We start from the raw sequence: 17,630 nt of genomic DNA on the forward strand, positions 1-17,630 counted from the left end.
CTATGAAGAATGTAATTGTAGTCGGAGGAGGAGCCTCCGGGCTGATGGCTGCAATCTCGGCAGCAAAATCAGGAGCCAGTGTCTGCATTTTAGAACACAATGAGAAATTAGGAAAGAAAATTCTTGCCACTGGGAATGGACGGTGTAATTTTTCAAATCGTCTGCAGGAACCTTCTTGTTATAGAAGTAGCCAGAGAAATTTTCCATGGCAGGTGATCGAACAGTTTCCGGCAGAAAAGACCATTGCTTTTTTTGAAGAACTGGGTATCTGTACCAGAGACCGGGGCGGATACCTTTATCCGGGGTCTGATCAGGCAGCCTCTGTTTTGGAAGTACTTCAGATGGAAGTAGAGCGACTGCAGATACCGGTAGAATATGGTGTGCAAATTTGTGGGATTGTGAAGAAGAAAGAACAGTTTGAAATCCGCACCGCCACAAAGAGATACCATTGCCAAAAACTAATTCTTGCCACGGGGTCAAAAGCATCTCCGGTAACCGGATCTGATGGAAGTGGATATCAATACGCGAAGGATCTGGGGCATACGATTGCTCCGGTCCTCCCCGCGCTTGTGGCATTGCATGCAAAGGAAAATTTTTTTGCTGCGTTAGCTGGTGTCCGCATCCAGGGGAAAGTAACACTTTTCGTAGATGGAACAAAATGTGCAGAAGATACCGGGGAGCTTCAACTTACCAAATATGGAATTTCCGGCATTCCGGTATTTCAAGTAAGTCGTTACGCATCGGAAGGCCTTTACAGAAAAAAAGAGGTCATTGCAGTCTTGGATCTGGCACCGAATGTGACAGAAAAGGAGATGGACGATATCCTCAGACTTCGGATCCGGAGGCATCCGGAACGCAAAATGACAGAGTTTTTCACGGGCATGTACCACCAGAAATTTTCTCAAACTATTTTAAGGCTTAGCAAAATTGATAAAAAGAAAAGCTGCCAGGAACTATCAGAGCGGGAAATTATGATTTTATGCCGACTGTTAAAATCACTTCGCATTACAATCAAGGGCACAAATGATTTTGATCAGGCACAAATTTGTGCGGGTGGTGTCAGGACAGAGGAAGTTGATCCAAAAACAATGGAATCCCATTGTGTATCGGGGTTGTATTTTGCGGGAGAGCTCCTCGATGTAGATGGGATTTGCGGAGGATATAACCTTCAGTGGGCATGGTCCAGTGGGTTTGTTGCAGGAAAATGTGCTGCGCAAAGCAGTATAGGAGAAAGGGAAAAAAGAATATGATTCAGATTAGCCAATTGAAATTGCCCTGCACACATACACAGCAGGAATTGAGAGAAAAGATTGAGAGAACACTTCGGATCCGTCCTGAGGAGCTGATAGAATATTCGATTGAAAAGCAATCAATTGACGCGCGCAAAAAACCACAGATATTTTATGTCTATACGATTCATGCTTCCGTTTTGCAGGAGAAAAAGGTGTTTAAAAAAGTTCACAGCAAAAATATCACCATCGTGGAAAAGAAAGTATATCAATTCCCGTTTCATGCGGAAAGCACACCGGCAGATCGACCGGTGATCATCGGAAGTGGTCCTGCAGGACTGTTCTGTGCATACATGTTGGCAGAACATGGATTTGCCCCAATACTTCTGGAGCGCGGCAAAGCAATAGAAGAGCGGAAGAAAGATGTAGATTCCTTTTGGGAGACGGGCAAACTGAATCCAGAATCCAATGTTCAGTTTGGAGAGGGAGGCGCCGGAACTTTTTCTGATGGTAAGCTAAATACACTTGTCAAAGATCCTTCCGGAAGAAATCGGAAAGTGTTAGAAATCTTTGTAAAAGAAGGCGCACCGGAGGAAATCTTATATGTAAATAAACCACATATTGGGACAGATCTTCTGATGAATGTTGTAAAGAATATGCGGAAGACGATCCAAAGCAACGGCGGAGAGGTTCGGTTTGAAAGCAAAGTGACTGAGCTTTGTATAACTGACGGAAAGATCTGTGGCGTTGTAATAAATAAAGAGCAATTTCTTCCTGCGAAATCGGTGATATTGGCAATTGGACACAGTGCGAGAGATACCTTTGAGATGCTTTGGGAAAAACAGATTTGCATGGAAGCAAAATCATTTGCTGTCGGTGTGCGCGTCGAACATCCACAGAAATTGATCAATTATGCACAATATCAGATGGAACTGCCCAAAACACTTCCAGCGGCATCTTACAAGGTGACGGCACAACTTTCAAATGGAAGAGGTGTTTATTCCTTCTGTATGTGTCCAGGCGGTTATGTGGTCAATGCTTCATCGGAAGAAGGGCGACTTGCAGTAAACGGAATGAGCTACCATAGCAGAGCAGGAGAAAATGCAAACAGTGCCATTATCGTGACCGTGACACCAAAAGATTATGGCAGTGACCATCCACTAGCTGGAATGGAGTTTCAAAGAAAATTGGAAGAAAAGGCATTTCGTCTGGCACAGGGCAAAATTCCTGTGCAGCGCTATGAAGATTTTTGCAAAAACCGGGCAACAGACAGTTTTGGAACGGTTCACCCTTCCATGAAAGGAAACTATGCGCCTGCTAATGTCAGAGAAATCCTGCCGGAGATTGTGGCAGCATCTATCGAAGAAGGCATCCGTTGCTTTGATCAAAAACTACAAGGATTTGCTGACCCAGATGCACTCTTATCTGGCGTGGAAAGCAGAACATCTTCTCCGGTCAGAATTTCCAGGGATCCTTCTACTATGGAAGGAAGTGTAAAAGGGTTATATCCGTGTGGAGAAGGGGCCGGATATGCCGGTGGAATCACTTCCGCCGCAATGGATGGGATTCGTATGGCAGAAGCTGTGGCAGGTCAACTCAGATAGAAAGACAAACAATCTTCACAAAAAATTAATGTCTTTTCTATATACACTTTTTTTAAAGTATGATAAAATAAACAGAGTTTGTGAGAAGAAGAGGTGGAGTAAAGATGAAAGGACACGCAGGAAAAAACACGTGGGCACTTTTTTTACTGCTTTTGGCAGGAATTGTGCTTGGCGGGTTTATAGGTATGCTGGCAGAGGGAGTGCCGGCACTGAGCTGGCTGTCATATGGCCAGACATTTGGGTTTGACAATCCGATTGTGCTGAATCTCGGCTTATTAGTCATTACTTTCGGCCTGAATATCAAAATTACAATTGCAAGTATTCTTGGAGTTGTGATATCTATTATTATATACCGCTTATTATAGCATCTTTACTTGTAGCACAAGAGTCTAAAGAACACATGAATCAAAATTGTACCATAAGAGAAATTATATCAGAGGAACGTCCTTACGAAAAATGTGAACAGTATGGCGCAGGCAATCTGACCGATGTTGAATTGCTTGCGATTCTTCTGCGCACAGGGACAAAAGGACACAGCGTGCTGGAACTGGCCAGAAAGATTTTGTATCCGGTTTATTGGCAGGATGGAATTTTAAATATTCATCACTGGACGATGGAACAACTGATGCAGATCAAAGGAATTGGAAAGATTAAAGCGATTCAGATTCTGTGCCTGTCGGAGCTTGCAAAGCGTCTCTCAAAAGCAGATGCGTACCAAGGACTTGATTTTCGGACTCCGTCCTCCATTGCTGAGTATTATATGGAGGATATGCGTCATCGTACGCAGGAGCATATGAAGCTTTTGATGTTAAATACAAAGGCAAAGCTTCTCGGTGAAACGACAATCTCAAAAGGGACGGTCAACGCGTCTTTATTGACTCCGCGGGAATTGTTCATTGAAGCTCTGCAGAAAAATGCTGTTTCTATCATATTGCTTCATAATCACCCAAGCGGGGATCCCACACCAAGCCGAGAAGATCTTCTGATTACAAAAAGAATTAAAGAGGCAGGAAGTCTGATTGGAATTGAACTGTTAGACCATATTATTATTGGGAACAATTGTTATATCAGCTTTGCCGAACAAGAACTTATTTAGAGAGGAATCGATGTCGGTTGTCTAGAAATATATATGGTCTTGATCTTGGCAGTTATGAGATCAAAGTATATGATAAAAAACAAAAAACAATCTGGCGTGAAAAAAATGCGATTGCATTTGCGGATGAAAAGGAAATTTTTGCAGTCGGAGATGAGGCATATGAGATGTATGGGAAAACACCTGATCACATCCGCGTTGTATTTCCGATGAAGGAAGGCGTGATTTCCGGAATCACCGATATGCAATATTTATTACAAAATCTTCTAAAACGAGGGCACCAATTTGCTTATGGGTCCGAGTATGTGATTGCTGTTCCGACAGATGTAACAGAACTGGAAAAGCGGGCATTCTGCGACCTTGTCCTTCATTCAACTGCGAGAGCAAAATCGGTGCGAATCGTGGCACGCGGCATTGCAGATGCAGTTGGTGCCGGAATTGCCGTGGAGCGAGAACCAGGGATTTTTTTAGTTAATTTTGGGGCATCTACGATGGAATTGTCTGTGCTTTCCTATGGAGGAATCGTATTGAACCGCCTGCTTAAGATTGGTGGAATGCATTTAGACCGTGAGATCATCCAGCTGGTTAAAAATCGGTACCAAATATTAATCTCCGGGCGAACCGCAGAATTTCTTCGAAAAGAAGCAGGATTATTTCCAAACAGGCAGGAATCTATTTATCAAGTTCCGTGCAAAAAATTAGGAACCGGCCTTCCAAAGTACAAGGAGATTCCCGGAACGTTAGTGAAAACGGCACTTCGGGAGCCTCTGTCAGACTGTGTGAAGGAAATGACGGCGCTTTTAAAAAGAACTCCTCCGGAAGTGCGGCAGGCAATTGAGCAAAAAGGAATCTTTCTGACCGGTGGTATGGCATCGCTTTCAGGTCTTGACAGATATTTATCGCATGCCGGCGGATGGAAAGTGACTGTGGCAAATCAGCCTGCAATTTGTGCAGTGAGAGGCCTTGAAAAAATCATACACAATAAAAATCTTCACAAACTGACTTATGAGATGTCAGTGGAAAATGACAGGTGGATACGATGAGAAAGAAAAAACAAAATGGTCTGGCAAGTAAATACTGGCTTTTAATCCTTTCAGCGGTATGTCTGCTTTTGATGGGAATTTCTCTGATTTCTGATAAAATCAACGGACCTTTGCGGATTTTTGCCAATTATACGGTTGTTCCGATGCAGAAAGGAATCAATCAAATAGGAATGTTTTTAACAGATATTACAGATAATTTTGAGACATTGCAGCTGACAAGAAAGGAAAAAGAAGCACTTCAGGAAAAGGTAGATGAACTGACGTTGGAAAACAAGATGCTCCAACAAGAAAAATACGAGTTAGAACGTCTTCAGGAACTGTATAAATTAGATTCTAATTATGCAGATTATGAGAAAGTGGGAGCTCATGTGATCGGGAAGGATCCGGGTAACTGGTTTAGTACCTTTACCATCGACAAAGGAAGTGATGATGGACTCGCAGTGGATATGAATGTAATTGCAGGATCTGGATTGGTTGGTATTATCACAGAAGTAGCCCCAGGATGGTCTCGTGTCCGTTCCATTATTGATGATTCCAGCAATATCAGTGCCATGACACTTTCGACACTGGATACTTGTATTGTCAAAGGGGATTTGAAGTTGATGAATGATGGCAAGATCAAGTTTGAACAATTAGAAAATAATAAGAATGAGATTGCGGTCGGAGAGGAAATTGTGACTTCTCATATCAGTGACAAATATCTCCAGGGAATTACAATTGGTGTTGTCAGTGATATTAAGGTAGATTCCAATAATCTGACACGATCCGGTTATCTCACTCCGGTTGTAGATTTCAAGCATCTTCATGAAGTGCTTGTCATTACTACTTTAAAAGAAGATGTAACGAAAGAGATAAAAGAAGCAAAGTAAGGAGTGGAGAACTGATGAAACGAAAAATAGTAACCGGATGTCTGATCTTCTTTTGTTTCCTGCTTCAGACAACCATTTTTCAGACACTTGCACTTGCTTCCATCGCACCGAACTTAATGATCATTCTTACAGCTTCATTCGGATTTATGCGAGGGAAAAAGTCGGGAATGTTTGTTGGATTTTTCTGTGGATTGTTCATGGATGTTTTTTCAGGAAATCTGATTGGATTTTATGCACTGCTCTATATGGTGATCGGATATCTCAACGGATTTTTTCGACGATTATTTTATGCAGAAGATATTAAACTTCCACTGATCTTGATTTCCGGAAGTGAATTTGTCTATGGGATGTTAATCTATCTTCTCCTGTTTTTACTTCGAAGCCGATTTGATTTCCCTTATTATCTCGGAAATGTCATTTTGCCTGAGTTGATCTATACTATACTTGTAACATTAATATTGTATCCGATCATTCTGACCTTGAATCGAAGATTGGAAGCAGAAGAAAAAAGGAGTGCTGGAAAATTTGTTTAATCGTATCAAAGAATGGATCATGGAAATTATAAAATCTCGTCTGTTCGTAACAGTGATTGCCTTTTGTGTTCTGTTTGCAATTTTGATCCAAAGAGTTTTTTATCTGCAGATTGTAAAAGGACAGTATTATCTGGATAATTATAAACTTCAGATTCGGAAAACAAGAGAAGTTCCCGGGACAAGAGGAAACATTTATGACCGGAATGGAGAATTGCTCGCCTACAATGAATTGGCATATTCTGTTACGATTGAGGACAACGGCGATTACTCTTCCATGACACTCAAAGAAAAAAATAAAATTATAAATGAAACGGTCGAAGAAGTGATTGACATTGTAGAGTCAAACGGTGATACCGTTATCAGTGATTTTGGAATCATTTTAAATGCTTCAGGAAATTATGAATTTGCGGCACAAAATGAGACGTCCAAGCTTAGGTTCCTTGCGGATATTTATGGTTATCAGACAATTGATGAACTGACAGACAAAGAGGAAAATGCCAGTGCCGATGACATTATAAATTATCTATGTGAAGATGAGCGTTATGGATATGGAATCGATCAATCTTCCATGGAAAAGTCTCGTATTTTAAAAATGGTCAACATCCGTTATGCCATCAGTCTCAACAGTTTCCAGAAATACATTCCGACAACCATCGCATCGAATGTCAGCGATGAGACGGTAGCTGAAATTATGGAAAACTCTGACAGACTGCAAGGAGTTAATATTGCAGAGGATTCTCTCAGACGTTATACGGACAGTAAATATTTTGCTTCATTGATCGGATATACCGGTAAGATTTCCCAAGAAGAATACAATGAGAAAAAGGAAAGCTCCAAAGAATATACATTGACTGATATTGTTGGAAAATCCGGATTAGAACAGACCATGGATGAAGAACTGCAAGGAACAAAAGGAAAAGAAATTGTCTATGTGGACAGTGTCGGAAATGTAATTGAGACAGAGAAAAAAACTGATGCCGTTGCCGGGAACGATCTCTATCTGACAATTGATAAAAATCTTCAGGAGGCAACCTATCAGATCATTGAAGAAAAACTTGCCGGAATTCTCGTGTCACGCATTCAAAATATCATGAATTATGATACGGCTTCCGCAGGAGACTCCAGCAAGATCATCATACCGATTGATGATGTTTATCATGCGCTATTTGCAAATGAAGTGATCGACACAAAACATTTTTCATCGACAGATGCAAAAGAGACAGAAAAAAAGGTGGAAGCTCTTGTCGCGGAAAAGAAAGCTTCCTGCATTGCGGAAGTTATGTCCCAACTCCGGGATCCAGCGGCTGCTTCTTACAAATCACTTTCCAAAGAAATGCAGGCATATATGAATTATATTGCAGACGATCTTCTGATGGACCAGGCAGGAATCCTATCTTCCGATGCGATAGATACAAGCGATAAAACCTATATCGCATGGACAAAAGATGAAACCATCAGCCTTTACGAATATCTGAACTATGCGATATCAAAAAACTGGATAAATCTTTCAGAGATTCTGCAGGCAGAAACTGAGCAGGAGAAATATTCGGATCTCAATGAAATTTACGGGCAGATTTTAACTTACCTCGAGCAAACGCTTCCGTCGGACAGCACATTCGAAAAGCTTGTTTATCGCTATATGATCAAAGCGAATGAACTGAAGGGCAAAGATATTTGCAGAATTTTATACGAACAGAATGTAATTGCCTTTGACGAAGGGCAATATCAGGGACTGGAAGGCGGTCAGATTGACCCATATAGTTTTCTTGTCGGGAAAATCAGTTCTCTTGAAATTACACCAGCCCAACTTGCACTGGAACCTTGTTCCGGTTCTGCAGTTGTGACCGATGTAAATACCGGGGAGGTGCTTGCATGTGTATCCTATCCGGGCTATGATAATAATAGGCTGGCCAATACAATGGATTCTGCTTACTATAATAAGCTTGCAAATGATCTCTCCAGTCCTTTTTATAATACTGCTACTCAGGAGCGGACTGCACCGGGATCTACGTATAAAATGTTGACATCCGTTGTAGCTTTGACAGAAGGAATCATTACACCATCTGATGGAGTTGTATGTGAAGGAATATTTGAGAAAGTATTTCCAAATCCAAAGTGCTGGATTTCGCCGGGAGCTCATGGTTGGCTTGACGTCACAGGCGCTCTTCAGCACTCTTGTAATATTTTCTATTATGAAATGGGATATGAGTTGGGAGTGACAGAATCAGGGGATAAAAAGGGAGAGGATGGAAAGCCTGCGAAAACGTATTCCAGTGATCTCGGTATTGAGAAACTGACAAAATATGCAGAGATGTTTGGGTTAAATGAAAAGTCCGGATTAGAAATTTCAGAATCGAAACCTCAGATTTCCGATACAGACTCCGTACTTTCTGCTATTGGTCAGGGAACAAACAACTATACGACAAGCCAGCTCGCACGCTATGTGACAGCTGTTGCAAACCGTGGAAAAGTCTTTCAGCTTTCCCTTCTCGACAAGACTGTGGATAAAAAAGGAAATGTTGTAAAAGACTATCAACCGGAACTGAGAAATGAAATTACCGAAGTTTCAGACAGCACCTGGAATGCAGTGCAACAGGGAATGGAAGATATGGTATCAACAACTGGAACATTTGATTCTCTCCGCCTGGAAGGTTTTCAGATGGCAGGCAAGACCGGTACGGCTCAGCAGAGTGAGACCCATCCGGATCATGCACTGTTTGTCGGCTATGCCCCAAGCGAAAATCCGGAAATTGCCGTGAGCGTAAGAATTGCCAATGGCTATAATTCCAGTTACACAGCAGAAATTGGAAGAGATATTGTAAAATATAAATATCATCTTGGAGATACGGAAGATATCGTCACAGGAAGCGCCAGCATGCTTGGTGTTGCCGGTGCCGGAGATTAAAATACAAAAGACAAAAAAGAAATGAAATGGAGGAATTTTGTATGGGTGAAGTAATTGTAATCACATCTGGCAAAGGCGGTGTCGGAAAGACAACAACAACGGCTAATATCGGAGTCGGACTTGCACAGATGGGGAAAAAAGTGATTGTGATCGATACTGACTTAGGACTTCGCAATCTCGATGTTGTGCTAGGTCTTGAAAATCGGATTGTTTACAATCTGGTCGATGTCATTACGGGAAGCTGCAGGCTAAAACAGGCGCTGATCAAGGACAAGCGCTATCCGGAATTATACTTGCTTCCATCGGCACAGACAAAAGATAAGTCAGCGGTAACTCCGGAACAGATGAAAAAGCTGACAGCAGAACTAAAAGAATTGTTTGATTATGTTATCCTCGACTGTCCGGCAGGAATTGAACAAGGATTTCAAAATGCAATCGCGGGAGCGGACCGTGCAGTTGTCGTCACAACACCAGAAGTCTCTGCAATCCGTGATGCAGATCGAATCATTGGTCTTTTGGAGCAAGGAGGAATTGCCCAGTCCGAGCTGATCATCAATCGACTTAGAATGGATATGGTAAAAAGAGGAGAGATGATGTCCGTGGAAGATGTGACAGAAATCCTTGGAATACGCCTGATCGGTGTCATTCCTGATGATGAACAAGTTGTAATCGGTACAAATCAGGGAGAGCCTGTCATTAGTCTAAGTTCCAAAGCAGGCGCGGCATATAAAAATATTTGTAAAAGGCTGACTGGAGAAGAAGTCCCTTTCTTGAATTTTGAAAAGCAGGATGGATTGTTTTCAAGACTGACAAAAGTATTCAAAAAGTAACAGGGAGGGAATCAGATGCAGAAATTTGGATGGAAAAAGAAACGTACTTCGGTAACGATTGCAAAAGAACGACTGCGGTTGATCTTGTCGTCTGACCGCGTAAACAGTACTCCGGAATATATGGAACGGATCGCAGAGGAATTATTTCTGACCGTCTCAAAATATATCGAAATTACACCCGAAAACTTTACTGTTCAAATTACACAATCTGATATACATATTCAATTAGCAGGAGAGAAAAAGTGAAATTTTTAAAACGATATCATTTGAAAAATTTTAACTTCATACTGGTGACTTTTGTCACAGCACTTTCGATTATCGGAATCATGGCCGTTGGAAGTGCACAGAAATCTATGCAAGGCAAACAGATCTTCGGAGTGATTCTTGGTCTGCTTGTAATGCTTTTATTTTCTGTCATCGACTACAAATGGATCTTGCGGTTTTACTGGATTTTGTATGCTGTCAATCTGATTCTACTTCTGCTTGTTCATTTTTTTGGAGCAGAGGCAAACAACGCAGTCAGGTGGCTTGATTTTGGATTTATCCGGTTTCAGCCTTCTGATCCAACAAAGATTCTGATGATTTTATTCTTTGCTCAATTTTTAACGAAACATAGAAAAAAATTAAATCATCCAGTCATGATCATGGAAGCGATTGCTTTGATCCTTCCCTCTTTGTATTTGATTTACAAGCAGCCTAACTTGTCTACCACCATTTGCCTTGCAGCACTGTTTTGTGTCCTCTTGTATCTGGGAGGCCTTAGCTATAAGTTTATCGGCACTGTGTTGGCGGTTGTGATTCCAGTCTGTCTGATCTTTTTAAGTCTTGTTGTACATTCCAATGTACCGTTCTTAAAAGACTATCAACGGCAGAGAATCCTTGCATGGCTGGAACCGCAGAAATATGCTTCTTCCACAGCATATCAACAGATGAATTCTATTATGGCAATCGGGTCTGGGCAACTGAAAGGGAAGGGGTATGACAACAATACAACAACATCTGTGAAAAACGGAAATTTCATTTCAGAGCCTCAGACAGATTTTATCTTCGCAATTATTGGGGAAGAACTTGGATTTATTGGATGCTGTATTGTAATTATTTTATTATTGTTAATTATTGTCCAATGTATTATAATCGGATTAAGAGCGCAGGATCTTGCAGGACAGATCATCTGCGGGGGGGTAGCCGCACTGATAGGAATACAGAGTTTTATCAACATCAGTGTGGCGACCGGAATTTTTCCGAACACAGGTATTTCATTGCCTTTTGTAAGCTATGGACTTTCTTCCATAGTCAGCCTGTTCAGCGGAATAGGGGTTGTATTAAATGTAGGATTACAACCGAAAAAATACCAATAGGAGAGTGAGCACACGATGAGAATAGGATTAATAGCACATGATGCTAAGAAGATGTTAATGCAGAATTTCTGTATTGCATACAGAGGAATTTTAAGTAAACATGAATTATATGCAACAGGAACAACAGGACGCCTGATCGAGGAAGTGACCAACCTTTCCATTCATAAATATCTGGCAGGTCCACTTGGAGGTTCTCAGCAGATGGGAGCACAGATCGATCAGAATCAAATAGATGCAGTGATTTTCCTAAGGGATCCTCTTGCTCCAAAATCCAATGAGCCAAATGTCAATGATGTTGTGCGCCTCTGTGATATGCATAACATTCCAATGGCGACCAATGTAGCAACTGCAGAAGTATTAATCTTAGCGATCGACAGAGGAGATTTAGAGTGGCGTGAGATGTACAGATAGAAGAAAGAGATTTTTCTTTGGAAGTTTTCTTTTGATTGGTATGTTTCTCATAGCAGGATGCGCAAAAAAAGAATCCATCATTGCCATCTATGAGAAATCAGAATACAATCGGGATTTATATCGTGCAGATTTGTATGCAGAAAATCTCTGTGTGGCGGTGGAAAATATCGAACTTCCAGGTTATACGACAGACCAGCAATTACATGCTGCCGGACTGTTTGGTGTAAATCAGGAACAGGTGCTCTATGCACAGAATCTTCATAACAAACTTTATCCGGCAAGCACAACAAAGGTACTGACTGCTTATGTTGCTTTGAAATATGGAAATCTGTCAGATATTGTGACTGTGAGCCGACGTGCAGTGACCTTTGATGTGGATGCCTCTGTCTGTGGACTGCAAGAAAATGACCAGATTACGATGGAAGCACTCCTCTATGGATTATTACTTCATTCCGGAAATGATAATGCCATTGCAATTGCAGAGCATATTTCTGGCAGTGTGGAAGCTTTTGTAGAGTTAATGAATGAAGAGGCGAGAAAACTCGGCGCAACAAACACACACTTTACAAATCCACATGGATTGCATGAAGCAGATCATTATACTACAGCATATGATCTGTATTTGATTTTTAATGAATGTATGAAAAATGAGACATTTTTGACGATGATTTCACAGTCATCCTATGCTGCAACAGTACAGAATCCTACTTCTGGAACAAGACAGCTGACATGGACACCGTCCCATTTTTATGCGCAAGGTCTCGCAATTCCTCCACAGAATGCAGTGATTGTAGGTGGAAAGACAGGAACAGAAGATTTGGCAGGATCCTGCCTGATTCTTTTAGAAAAGGACCTTTCAGGAAATCCTTATATTTCTATTGTAATGGGAGCACCTGACAAAACGGTTCTTTATAATGATATGACTTCGCTGATTTCAGCGATTCCGGCTTCTTAGTGTGCCGCTGCATGTCTGATGCGGCAGCACACTTTTTAAAATTTAAATATACACAGTTACATGTACAAATATTCCATGTGCTGTTAAGACTCTGAGATCTCGTTGATTCGTCCAAAGAGACTGATCAAATAAAGGCCGCAAAGACCGATGACTGTGTAGATGATACGTGACAGCCACGACAAATCCCCTAACAGAAAAGCAACGAGGTCGAATTTAAAAATACCAACAAGCAACCAGTTAACAGCACCTATGATTACAAGTGTCAATGCTGTATTATCAAACCATTTCATGTGAATTCCTCCTTTTTTAAGATAATAATAGAATTGCCATGAAATGAGAATTTATACGTTAAAGGAAAAACTATGGAAACACAAAGTTACTATAATAAATATTCTGAATACTTAAAGAAAAAATATGGAACAAAGGTTTATAAACTTCCCATCAATCTTCCAATCACTTGTCCAAACAGGATTAATGGCGGTGGATGCACATTCTGTGCGGAAATCGGCACCGGATTTGAAAGCCTTTCCAATCAAAAAACTGTCACACAGCAGTTGAACGAAAATAAAGCATTTATTTCTAAAAAGTATAAGGCAGAGAAATTTATTGCCTATTTTCAAAATTATACAAATACCTTTATGCCGCTTTCTGATTTTCAAAATTGTATGAAAGAAGCTGCCAGCCAAAGGGATATTATAGAAATTTCTATTTCTACAAGGCCGGACTGTATCCGTAAAGATTATATGGAAGTATTGAAACAGATCAAGGAAACTTATTCTGTGGAAATTACGTTGGAATTAGGATTGCAGACGGTCAATTATCATACATTGGATGACATTCAGAGAGGTCATGGTCTTGCGGAATATTTAGATGCGGTCCGCTGTATTCAGATGTATGATTTTACAATCTGCACCCATGTGATTTTAAATCTTCCGGGAGATACGCGAAGAGATGCTATTGAAACTGCAAAAATCTTATCTGCCCTTCGCATACCGATTGTAAAGATTCATTCTCTTTATATTGCAAAAAATACTTTGTTGTGCAATGCGTATGAAAATGGTACAATAGCGGTGTGCTCAAAAGAAGAATACTTACAGAGACTTGCTGATTTCTTAGAATATCTTTCACCTGACATTGTAGTAGAAAGACTGTTCAGCAGGGTTCCGGAAGAAGATGCTGTATTTTCCAACTGGGGAACTAGCTGGTGGAAGCTTCAGGAAGAATTTGAGCAGGAAATGCAGAGACGAAACAGCAGACAGGGCATACGATGCAGCTACCTAAATGGTGCTGCACTTCAGAAATTATAGTAGGAGGTCATATTTTTGGCACAACAAGACAAGTTTATCGATTTAAACGCATACAAAACAAAAAAGAAAATTCCTTTCAATGTCGGAATCATCATTTTTGGAATCATTTTCTTTTATCTGATTGTTACAATTATTCTGTACCTAACTTCCCCTCATATTACTTCCTATGAAGTAAGAGAAGGAAGCATTTTGAATGATTATGAATATACGGGGCTTGCGATTCGTGAAGAAATGATCGTGGAGTCTGAAGGAGACGGCTATATCAATTATTATACTTCTGAAGGGAGTAAGGTATCCGCAGCTTCCAATGTATATACATTGAGCAATGAAAAGATGGAACACACAGAGGTATCTGGAGATGCCGCAGCTGTGGAACTCTCTGAAGGAGATCTGAACCAGATTGTATTAAAGACACAGAAATTTAATGAAACATTTCAGGACGAACAGTTTCATAACACTTACAATCTCCGCACAAATATCGACAGTGTGATGCTTGGAATCCAAAATCAAACTCGCATCAACGAATTGGATTCCATTATCGCTTCCGGAAATTCTGCCGGATTAAGATTATGCGCATCACCAAGAGACGGTATTATCATATACTCTGTAGATGGGCTGGAAGGCATTACAAAAGATACGCTTACATCAGATTTACTCAATAAAACAGATTATCAGAAGACAGAACTGCTGAACAATCAAAAGATTACTGCGGGTTCTCCTGCTTATAAGCTTGTGACAAGTGAGAAATGGTCTGTGGCCATCGAAATAGATAAAGAGTTCTCAGCAGAACTCTCTGAGATGAACTCTGTCAAAGTTCGTTTTCTAAAGGACGATGAATATCTGTGGGCCAATGTCAGTGTCGTAAGTAAGGATGACCATTATTATGGTATTCTTTCCTTTAACAATTCGATGGTGCGTTATGCAGAAGAGCGTTATCTGGATCTTGAATTGATTCTGGAAGATGAAACCGGATTGAAGATTCCTAAAACGGCTAAAGTAGAAAAGGAGTTCTTTTTGGTGCCGGAGGAATATGTAACCGTCGGCGGCAACAGCAAAGAAGCAGGTGTCATCAGGAAAAAACGCAATGGATCTACAGAATTTGTAAAAGCAACTGTCTATGCACAAAAAGATGGAAAAAGCTATATTGCCTCTGAAGAATTGAAAAAGGGAGATACACTGCTGTGTGAGGACAGCAATGATACAATGGCGTTGAACGAAAAAGGAACTTTAGAAGGGGTTTACAATATTAATCGTGGATATGCTGTCTTTCGGCAGATTAATATTCTTGCAGAAAGTGAAGAATATTATATTGTAGAAGAAAATACGTCGTATGGGCTGACAAATTATGATCACATTGCGCTGGATGGCAAAGGAATAAAAGAGGACGAAGTTGTGTTCCGATAAGCCCCGGAGCACATTCGTAATAAATCAAATGACAAAACAGCAAAAGACGAGGAGTGAAGAATATGCTGGAAAAAAATTTGAAATCTATACAGGACAAGGTGAAAGATGCCTGCAAAAGAAGTGGTAGACATCCGGAAGATGTTACATTGATTGCAGTGAGCAAAACGAAGCCGGTTTCGATGCTGCAGGAAATTTATGACCTTGGTATCCGGCAGTTCGGCGAGAACAAAGTACAGGAACTCACTGACAAATATGAAAAACTTCCAAAAGATATTTCATGGCATATGATCGGCCATCTTCAAAGAAATAAAGTTAAGTATCTGATTGGAAAAACAACACTGATTCATTCCGTTGATTCTCTTAGACTTGCAGAAGCAATCGAGGCAGAAGCAGCAAAAAAGAACTGTTTGGTGGATGTCTTGATTGAAGTTAATGTTGCCGGTGAAGAGAGCAAGTTTGGCATTTCGCCAGAAGAAGTGCTTCCATTGGTCGAACAAATCGCCCGTTTTCGTCATATAAAGATTAAAGGCTTGATGACGATTGCTCCATTTGTCGAAAATCCAGAAGAAAATCGTATACATTTTGCCAATTTAAGAAAATTATCTGTTGACATTGCGGCAAAAAACATTGATAATGTTAGTATGCGTATTCTTTCAATGGGTATGACAAATGACTATGAAGTCGCGATAGAAGAAGGTGCCACCATGGTTCGTGTCGGCACTGGTATTTTTGGTGAAAGAAACTATAATATAACAAACGAATGATAGGAGTGTAACTATGGGAGTATTTGACAAGTTTTTGGACATTATGAAACTGAGTGACGAAGATGATTATGAGGATGATTTCTTCGATGATGAAGTAGATGAATATCCGGAAAAGACAAGCAAAAATCCATTTAAAAAAGAAAAAGAAGAGTATGATGATTTTGATATGCAGGAAAAGTCAAAAAGCACTTCAAAATCTACAAATAAAGTAACTCCAATGCGTCCGAGTGGACAGAGAAGAGCGCCAGGAATGGAAGTATGTGTAATTCGTCCGACATCTGTTGATGATGCACGCGCAATTACAGAATCTCTTTTAAGCGGACGTACTGTTATCCTGAATTTAGAGGGACTTGATCTGGAGGTTGCACAGAGAATTATCGACTTTATTTCCGGTGCAGCATTTGCGATCAATGGAAATCTTCAGAAGATATCTACTTACATCTTCCTCGTAACACCTACCAATGTAGATATTTCCGGAGATTTACAGGATTTGCTGAATACTTCTTTTGACATGCCGTCCATCAACACAAGATTCTAGGAGTACTATGCAAAAAGAAGAAGAATTATTAAGAAAAAGACTGATTGAGTTATCAAAGATTGCATATCATCGCAATTTTATTACTTACACAGATTTTCTAAATCTTAATGAACTGAATATTTTACATACGTTGCCAAAAGATACTCTGTACACTCCGTACAGGACTTTTGGCGGCTATGCTTCTTCAGAGCGTCAGATTGCAGCATTTCTTCCTGATGCTCTTTGTTTACGTTCAGAGATAGAAGATCTTGCATATCCGATGGGAATTATCCATATCCTGCCGCGCAGTCAAAAGTTCTCCGAGCAGCTATCTCACAGAGATTATTTGGGAGCACTTCTGAGTCTTGGAATTGAGCGTTCAAAAATCGGAGATATTATCGTAGAAGAGCAAGGTGCGTTTGTATTTGTCTCAGACAAACTTTTATCCTATGTGTGTAAAGAAATGACACAGATACGTCGGACTCAGGTGATTGTTTGTGAAGAATCTTTTTCTGAGTTTCACTATACACAAAAGTATGAAAAAATTACAGGTACAGTAGCTTCTGTAAGACTGGATACCCTTCTTTCTCTTGCATTTTCATCTTCAAGAAGCCGCCTCAGTCCATTGATTGAGGCTGGAAAGGTGTTTGTCAATGGTAAACTTATTTCATCTAATGGATATAATGTGAAAGAAGATGATGTGATCTCTGTTCGCGGCTATGGTAAGTTCATCTATCGAAAAGTAATTTCCCAGACAAAAAAGGGGAGGCTTCTCGTGGAAATTCACAAATTGATTTAAAGGAGAAAC

General features: G+C 40.5%; 19 protein-coding genes. 18 read left to right on the forward strand and 1 reads right to left on the reverse strand.

All coding sequences use genetic code 11. The features are described 5' to 3' along the window. Window positions 1–2 precede the first annotated feature (2 nt). The 13 genes from ACGG81_RS07115 to ACGG81_RS07175 all read left to right on the forward strand — a co-directional run bounded on the left by ACGG81_RS07115 (window position 3) and on the right by ACGG81_RS07175 (window position 12,830). Window positions 3–1,250 (forward strand): NAD(P)/FAD-dependent oxidoreductase, encoded by a 1,248-nt coding sequence (locus tag ACGG81_RS07115; RefSeq protein WP_270196686.1) that lies wholly within the window; start codon window positions 3–5, stop codon window positions 1,248–1,250. Next, window positions 1,247–2,833 carry an NAD(P)/FAD-dependent oxidoreductase gene (locus ACGG81_RS07120; protein ID WP_016438953.1) on the forward strand — a complete coding sequence of 529 codons (1,587 nt, stop codon included), beginning with the start codon at window positions 1,247–1,249 and terminating at the stop codon, window positions 2,831–2,833. The genes ACGG81_RS07115 and ACGG81_RS07120 overlap by 4 nt, the downstream gene beginning before the upstream one ends. A gap of 104 nt (window positions 2,834–2,937) precedes the next feature. After that, window positions 2,938–3,198, forward strand: coding sequence for a DUF4321 domain-containing protein (locus ACGG81_RS07125; protein ID WP_009261847.1), 261 nt, complete (start codon window positions 2,938–2,940; stop codon window positions 3,196–3,198). 35 nt (window positions 3,199–3,233) lie between these two features. After that, window positions 3,234–3,929 (forward strand): RadC family protein, encoded by a 696-nt coding sequence (radC, locus tag ACGG81_RS07130; protein WP_008975732.1) that lies wholly within the window; start codon window positions 3,234–3,236, stop codon window positions 3,927–3,929. Between the two features lie 17 nt (window positions 3,930–3,946). Then, window positions 3,947–4,969 (forward strand): rod shape-determining protein, encoded by a 1,023-nt coding sequence (locus ACGG81_RS07135; RefSeq protein WP_016438952.1) that lies wholly within the window; start codon window positions 3,947–3,949, stop codon window positions 4,967–4,969. Further along, window positions 4,966–5,838 (forward strand): rod shape-determining protein MreC, encoded by an 873-nt coding sequence (gene mreC / locus ACGG81_RS07140; RefSeq protein WP_009261848.1) that lies wholly within the window; start codon window positions 4,966–4,968, stop codon window positions 5,836–5,838. The genes ACGG81_RS07135 and mreC overlap by 4 nt, the downstream gene beginning before the upstream one ends. A 14-nt stretch (window positions 5,839–5,852) precedes the next feature. Further along, window positions 5,853–6,371 carry a rod shape-determining protein MreD gene (gene mreD, locus ACGG81_RS07145; protein ID WP_008975729.1) on the forward strand — a complete coding sequence of 173 codons (519 nt, stop codon included), beginning with the start codon at window positions 5,853–5,855 and terminating at the stop codon, window positions 6,369–6,371. After that, window positions 6,364–9,276, forward strand: a complete 2,913-nt coding sequence (locus tag ACGG81_RS07150) for a penicillin-binding transpeptidase domain-containing protein (protein WP_390110359.1) — start codon at window positions 6,364–6,366, stop codon at window positions 9,274–9,276. The genes mreD and ACGG81_RS07150 overlap by 8 nt, the downstream gene beginning before the upstream one ends. A 41-nt stretch (window positions 9,277–9,317) precedes the next feature. Next, window positions 9,318–10,106 carry a septum site-determining protein MinD gene (gene minD, locus ACGG81_RS07155; RefSeq protein ID WP_008975726.1) on the forward strand — a complete coding sequence of 263 codons (789 nt, stop codon included), beginning with the start codon at window positions 9,318–9,320 and terminating at the stop codon, window positions 10,104–10,106. A gap of 15 nt (window positions 10,107–10,121) precedes the next feature. After that, the gene (gene minE, locus ACGG81_RS07160; RefSeq protein ID WP_008975725.1) at window positions 10,122–10,352 is read left to right on the forward strand and encodes a cell division topological specificity factor MinE; all 231 of its coding nucleotides are present in this window, start codon (window positions 10,122–10,124) and stop codon (window positions 10,350–10,352) included. Next, entirely contained in the window at window positions 10,349–11,464 is a 1,116-nt protein-coding gene (locus tag ACGG81_RS07165; protein ID WP_009261851.1) for an FtsW/RodA/SpoVE family cell cycle protein, read from the forward strand. The genes minE and ACGG81_RS07165 overlap by 4 nt, the downstream gene beginning before the upstream one ends. A gap of 15 nt (window positions 11,465–11,479) precedes the next feature. Then, entirely contained in the window at window positions 11,480–11,875 is a 396-nt protein-coding gene (locus ACGG81_RS07170; RefSeq protein ID WP_008975723.1) for a methylglyoxal synthase, read from the forward strand. Next, window positions 11,859–12,830 carry a D-alanyl-D-alanine carboxypeptidase family protein gene (locus tag ACGG81_RS07175; protein ID WP_009261852.1) on the forward strand — a complete coding sequence of 324 codons (972 nt, stop codon included), beginning with the start codon at window positions 11,859–11,861 and terminating at the stop codon, window positions 12,828–12,830. The genes ACGG81_RS07170 and ACGG81_RS07175 overlap by 17 nt, the downstream gene beginning before the upstream one ends. A gap of 83 nt (window positions 12,831–12,913) precedes the next feature. Here ACGG81_RS07175 and ACGG81_RS07180 read toward each other — a convergent pair whose 3' ends face one another. Next, on the reverse strand, window positions 12,914–13,120 hold the full coding sequence (locus ACGG81_RS07180; RefSeq protein WP_008975721.1) for a DUF378 domain-containing protein: 207 nt from the start codon (window positions 13,118–13,120) through the stop codon (window positions 12,914–12,916). 72 nt (window positions 13,121–13,192) lie between these two features. Between ACGG81_RS07180 and ACGG81_RS07185 the strand changes: the two genes are divergently transcribed. From ACGG81_RS07185 to ACGG81_RS07205, 5 genes are all read left to right on the forward strand, one after another. Next, on the forward strand, window positions 13,193–14,137 hold the full coding sequence (locus ACGG81_RS07185; RefSeq protein WP_120091690.1) for a TIGR01212 family radical SAM protein: 945 nt from the start codon (window positions 13,193–13,195) through the stop codon (window positions 14,135–14,137). 15 nt (window positions 14,138–14,152) lie between these two features. Continuing rightward, complete coding sequence (locus tag ACGG81_RS07190) at window positions 14,153–15,541, forward strand: HlyD family efflux transporter periplasmic adaptor subunit (protein WP_317344305.1); 1,389 nt, start codon at window positions 14,153–14,155, stop codon at window positions 15,539–15,541. 62 nt (window positions 15,542–15,603) lie between these two features. After that, window positions 15,604–16,305 (forward strand): YggS family pyridoxal phosphate-dependent enzyme, encoded by a 702-nt coding sequence (locus tag ACGG81_RS07195; RefSeq protein WP_008975718.1) that lies wholly within the window; start codon window positions 15,604–15,606, stop codon window positions 16,303–16,305. Window positions 16,306–16,318: 13 nt separating this feature from the next. After that, the gene (locus tag ACGG81_RS07200; protein ID WP_009261855.1) at window positions 16,319–16,843 is read left to right on the forward strand and encodes a cell division protein SepF; all 525 of its coding nucleotides are present in this window, start codon (window positions 16,319–16,321) and stop codon (window positions 16,841–16,843) included. Between the two features lie 7 nt (window positions 16,844–16,850). Beyond that, a complete protein-coding gene (locus tag ACGG81_RS07205) occupies window positions 16,851–17,621 on the forward strand; it encodes a YlmH/Sll1252 family protein (RefSeq protein ID WP_008975715.1) in 771 nt (256 codons plus the stop codon). The last annotated feature ends 9 nt before the right edge of the window (window positions 17,622–17,630 follow it).

The sequence above is a fragment of the Faecalimonas umbilicata genome, from assembly GCF_042846195.1.
Lineage (GTDB): Bacteria > Bacillota > Clostridia > Lachnospirales > Lachnospiraceae > Faecalimonas > Faecalimonas umbilicata.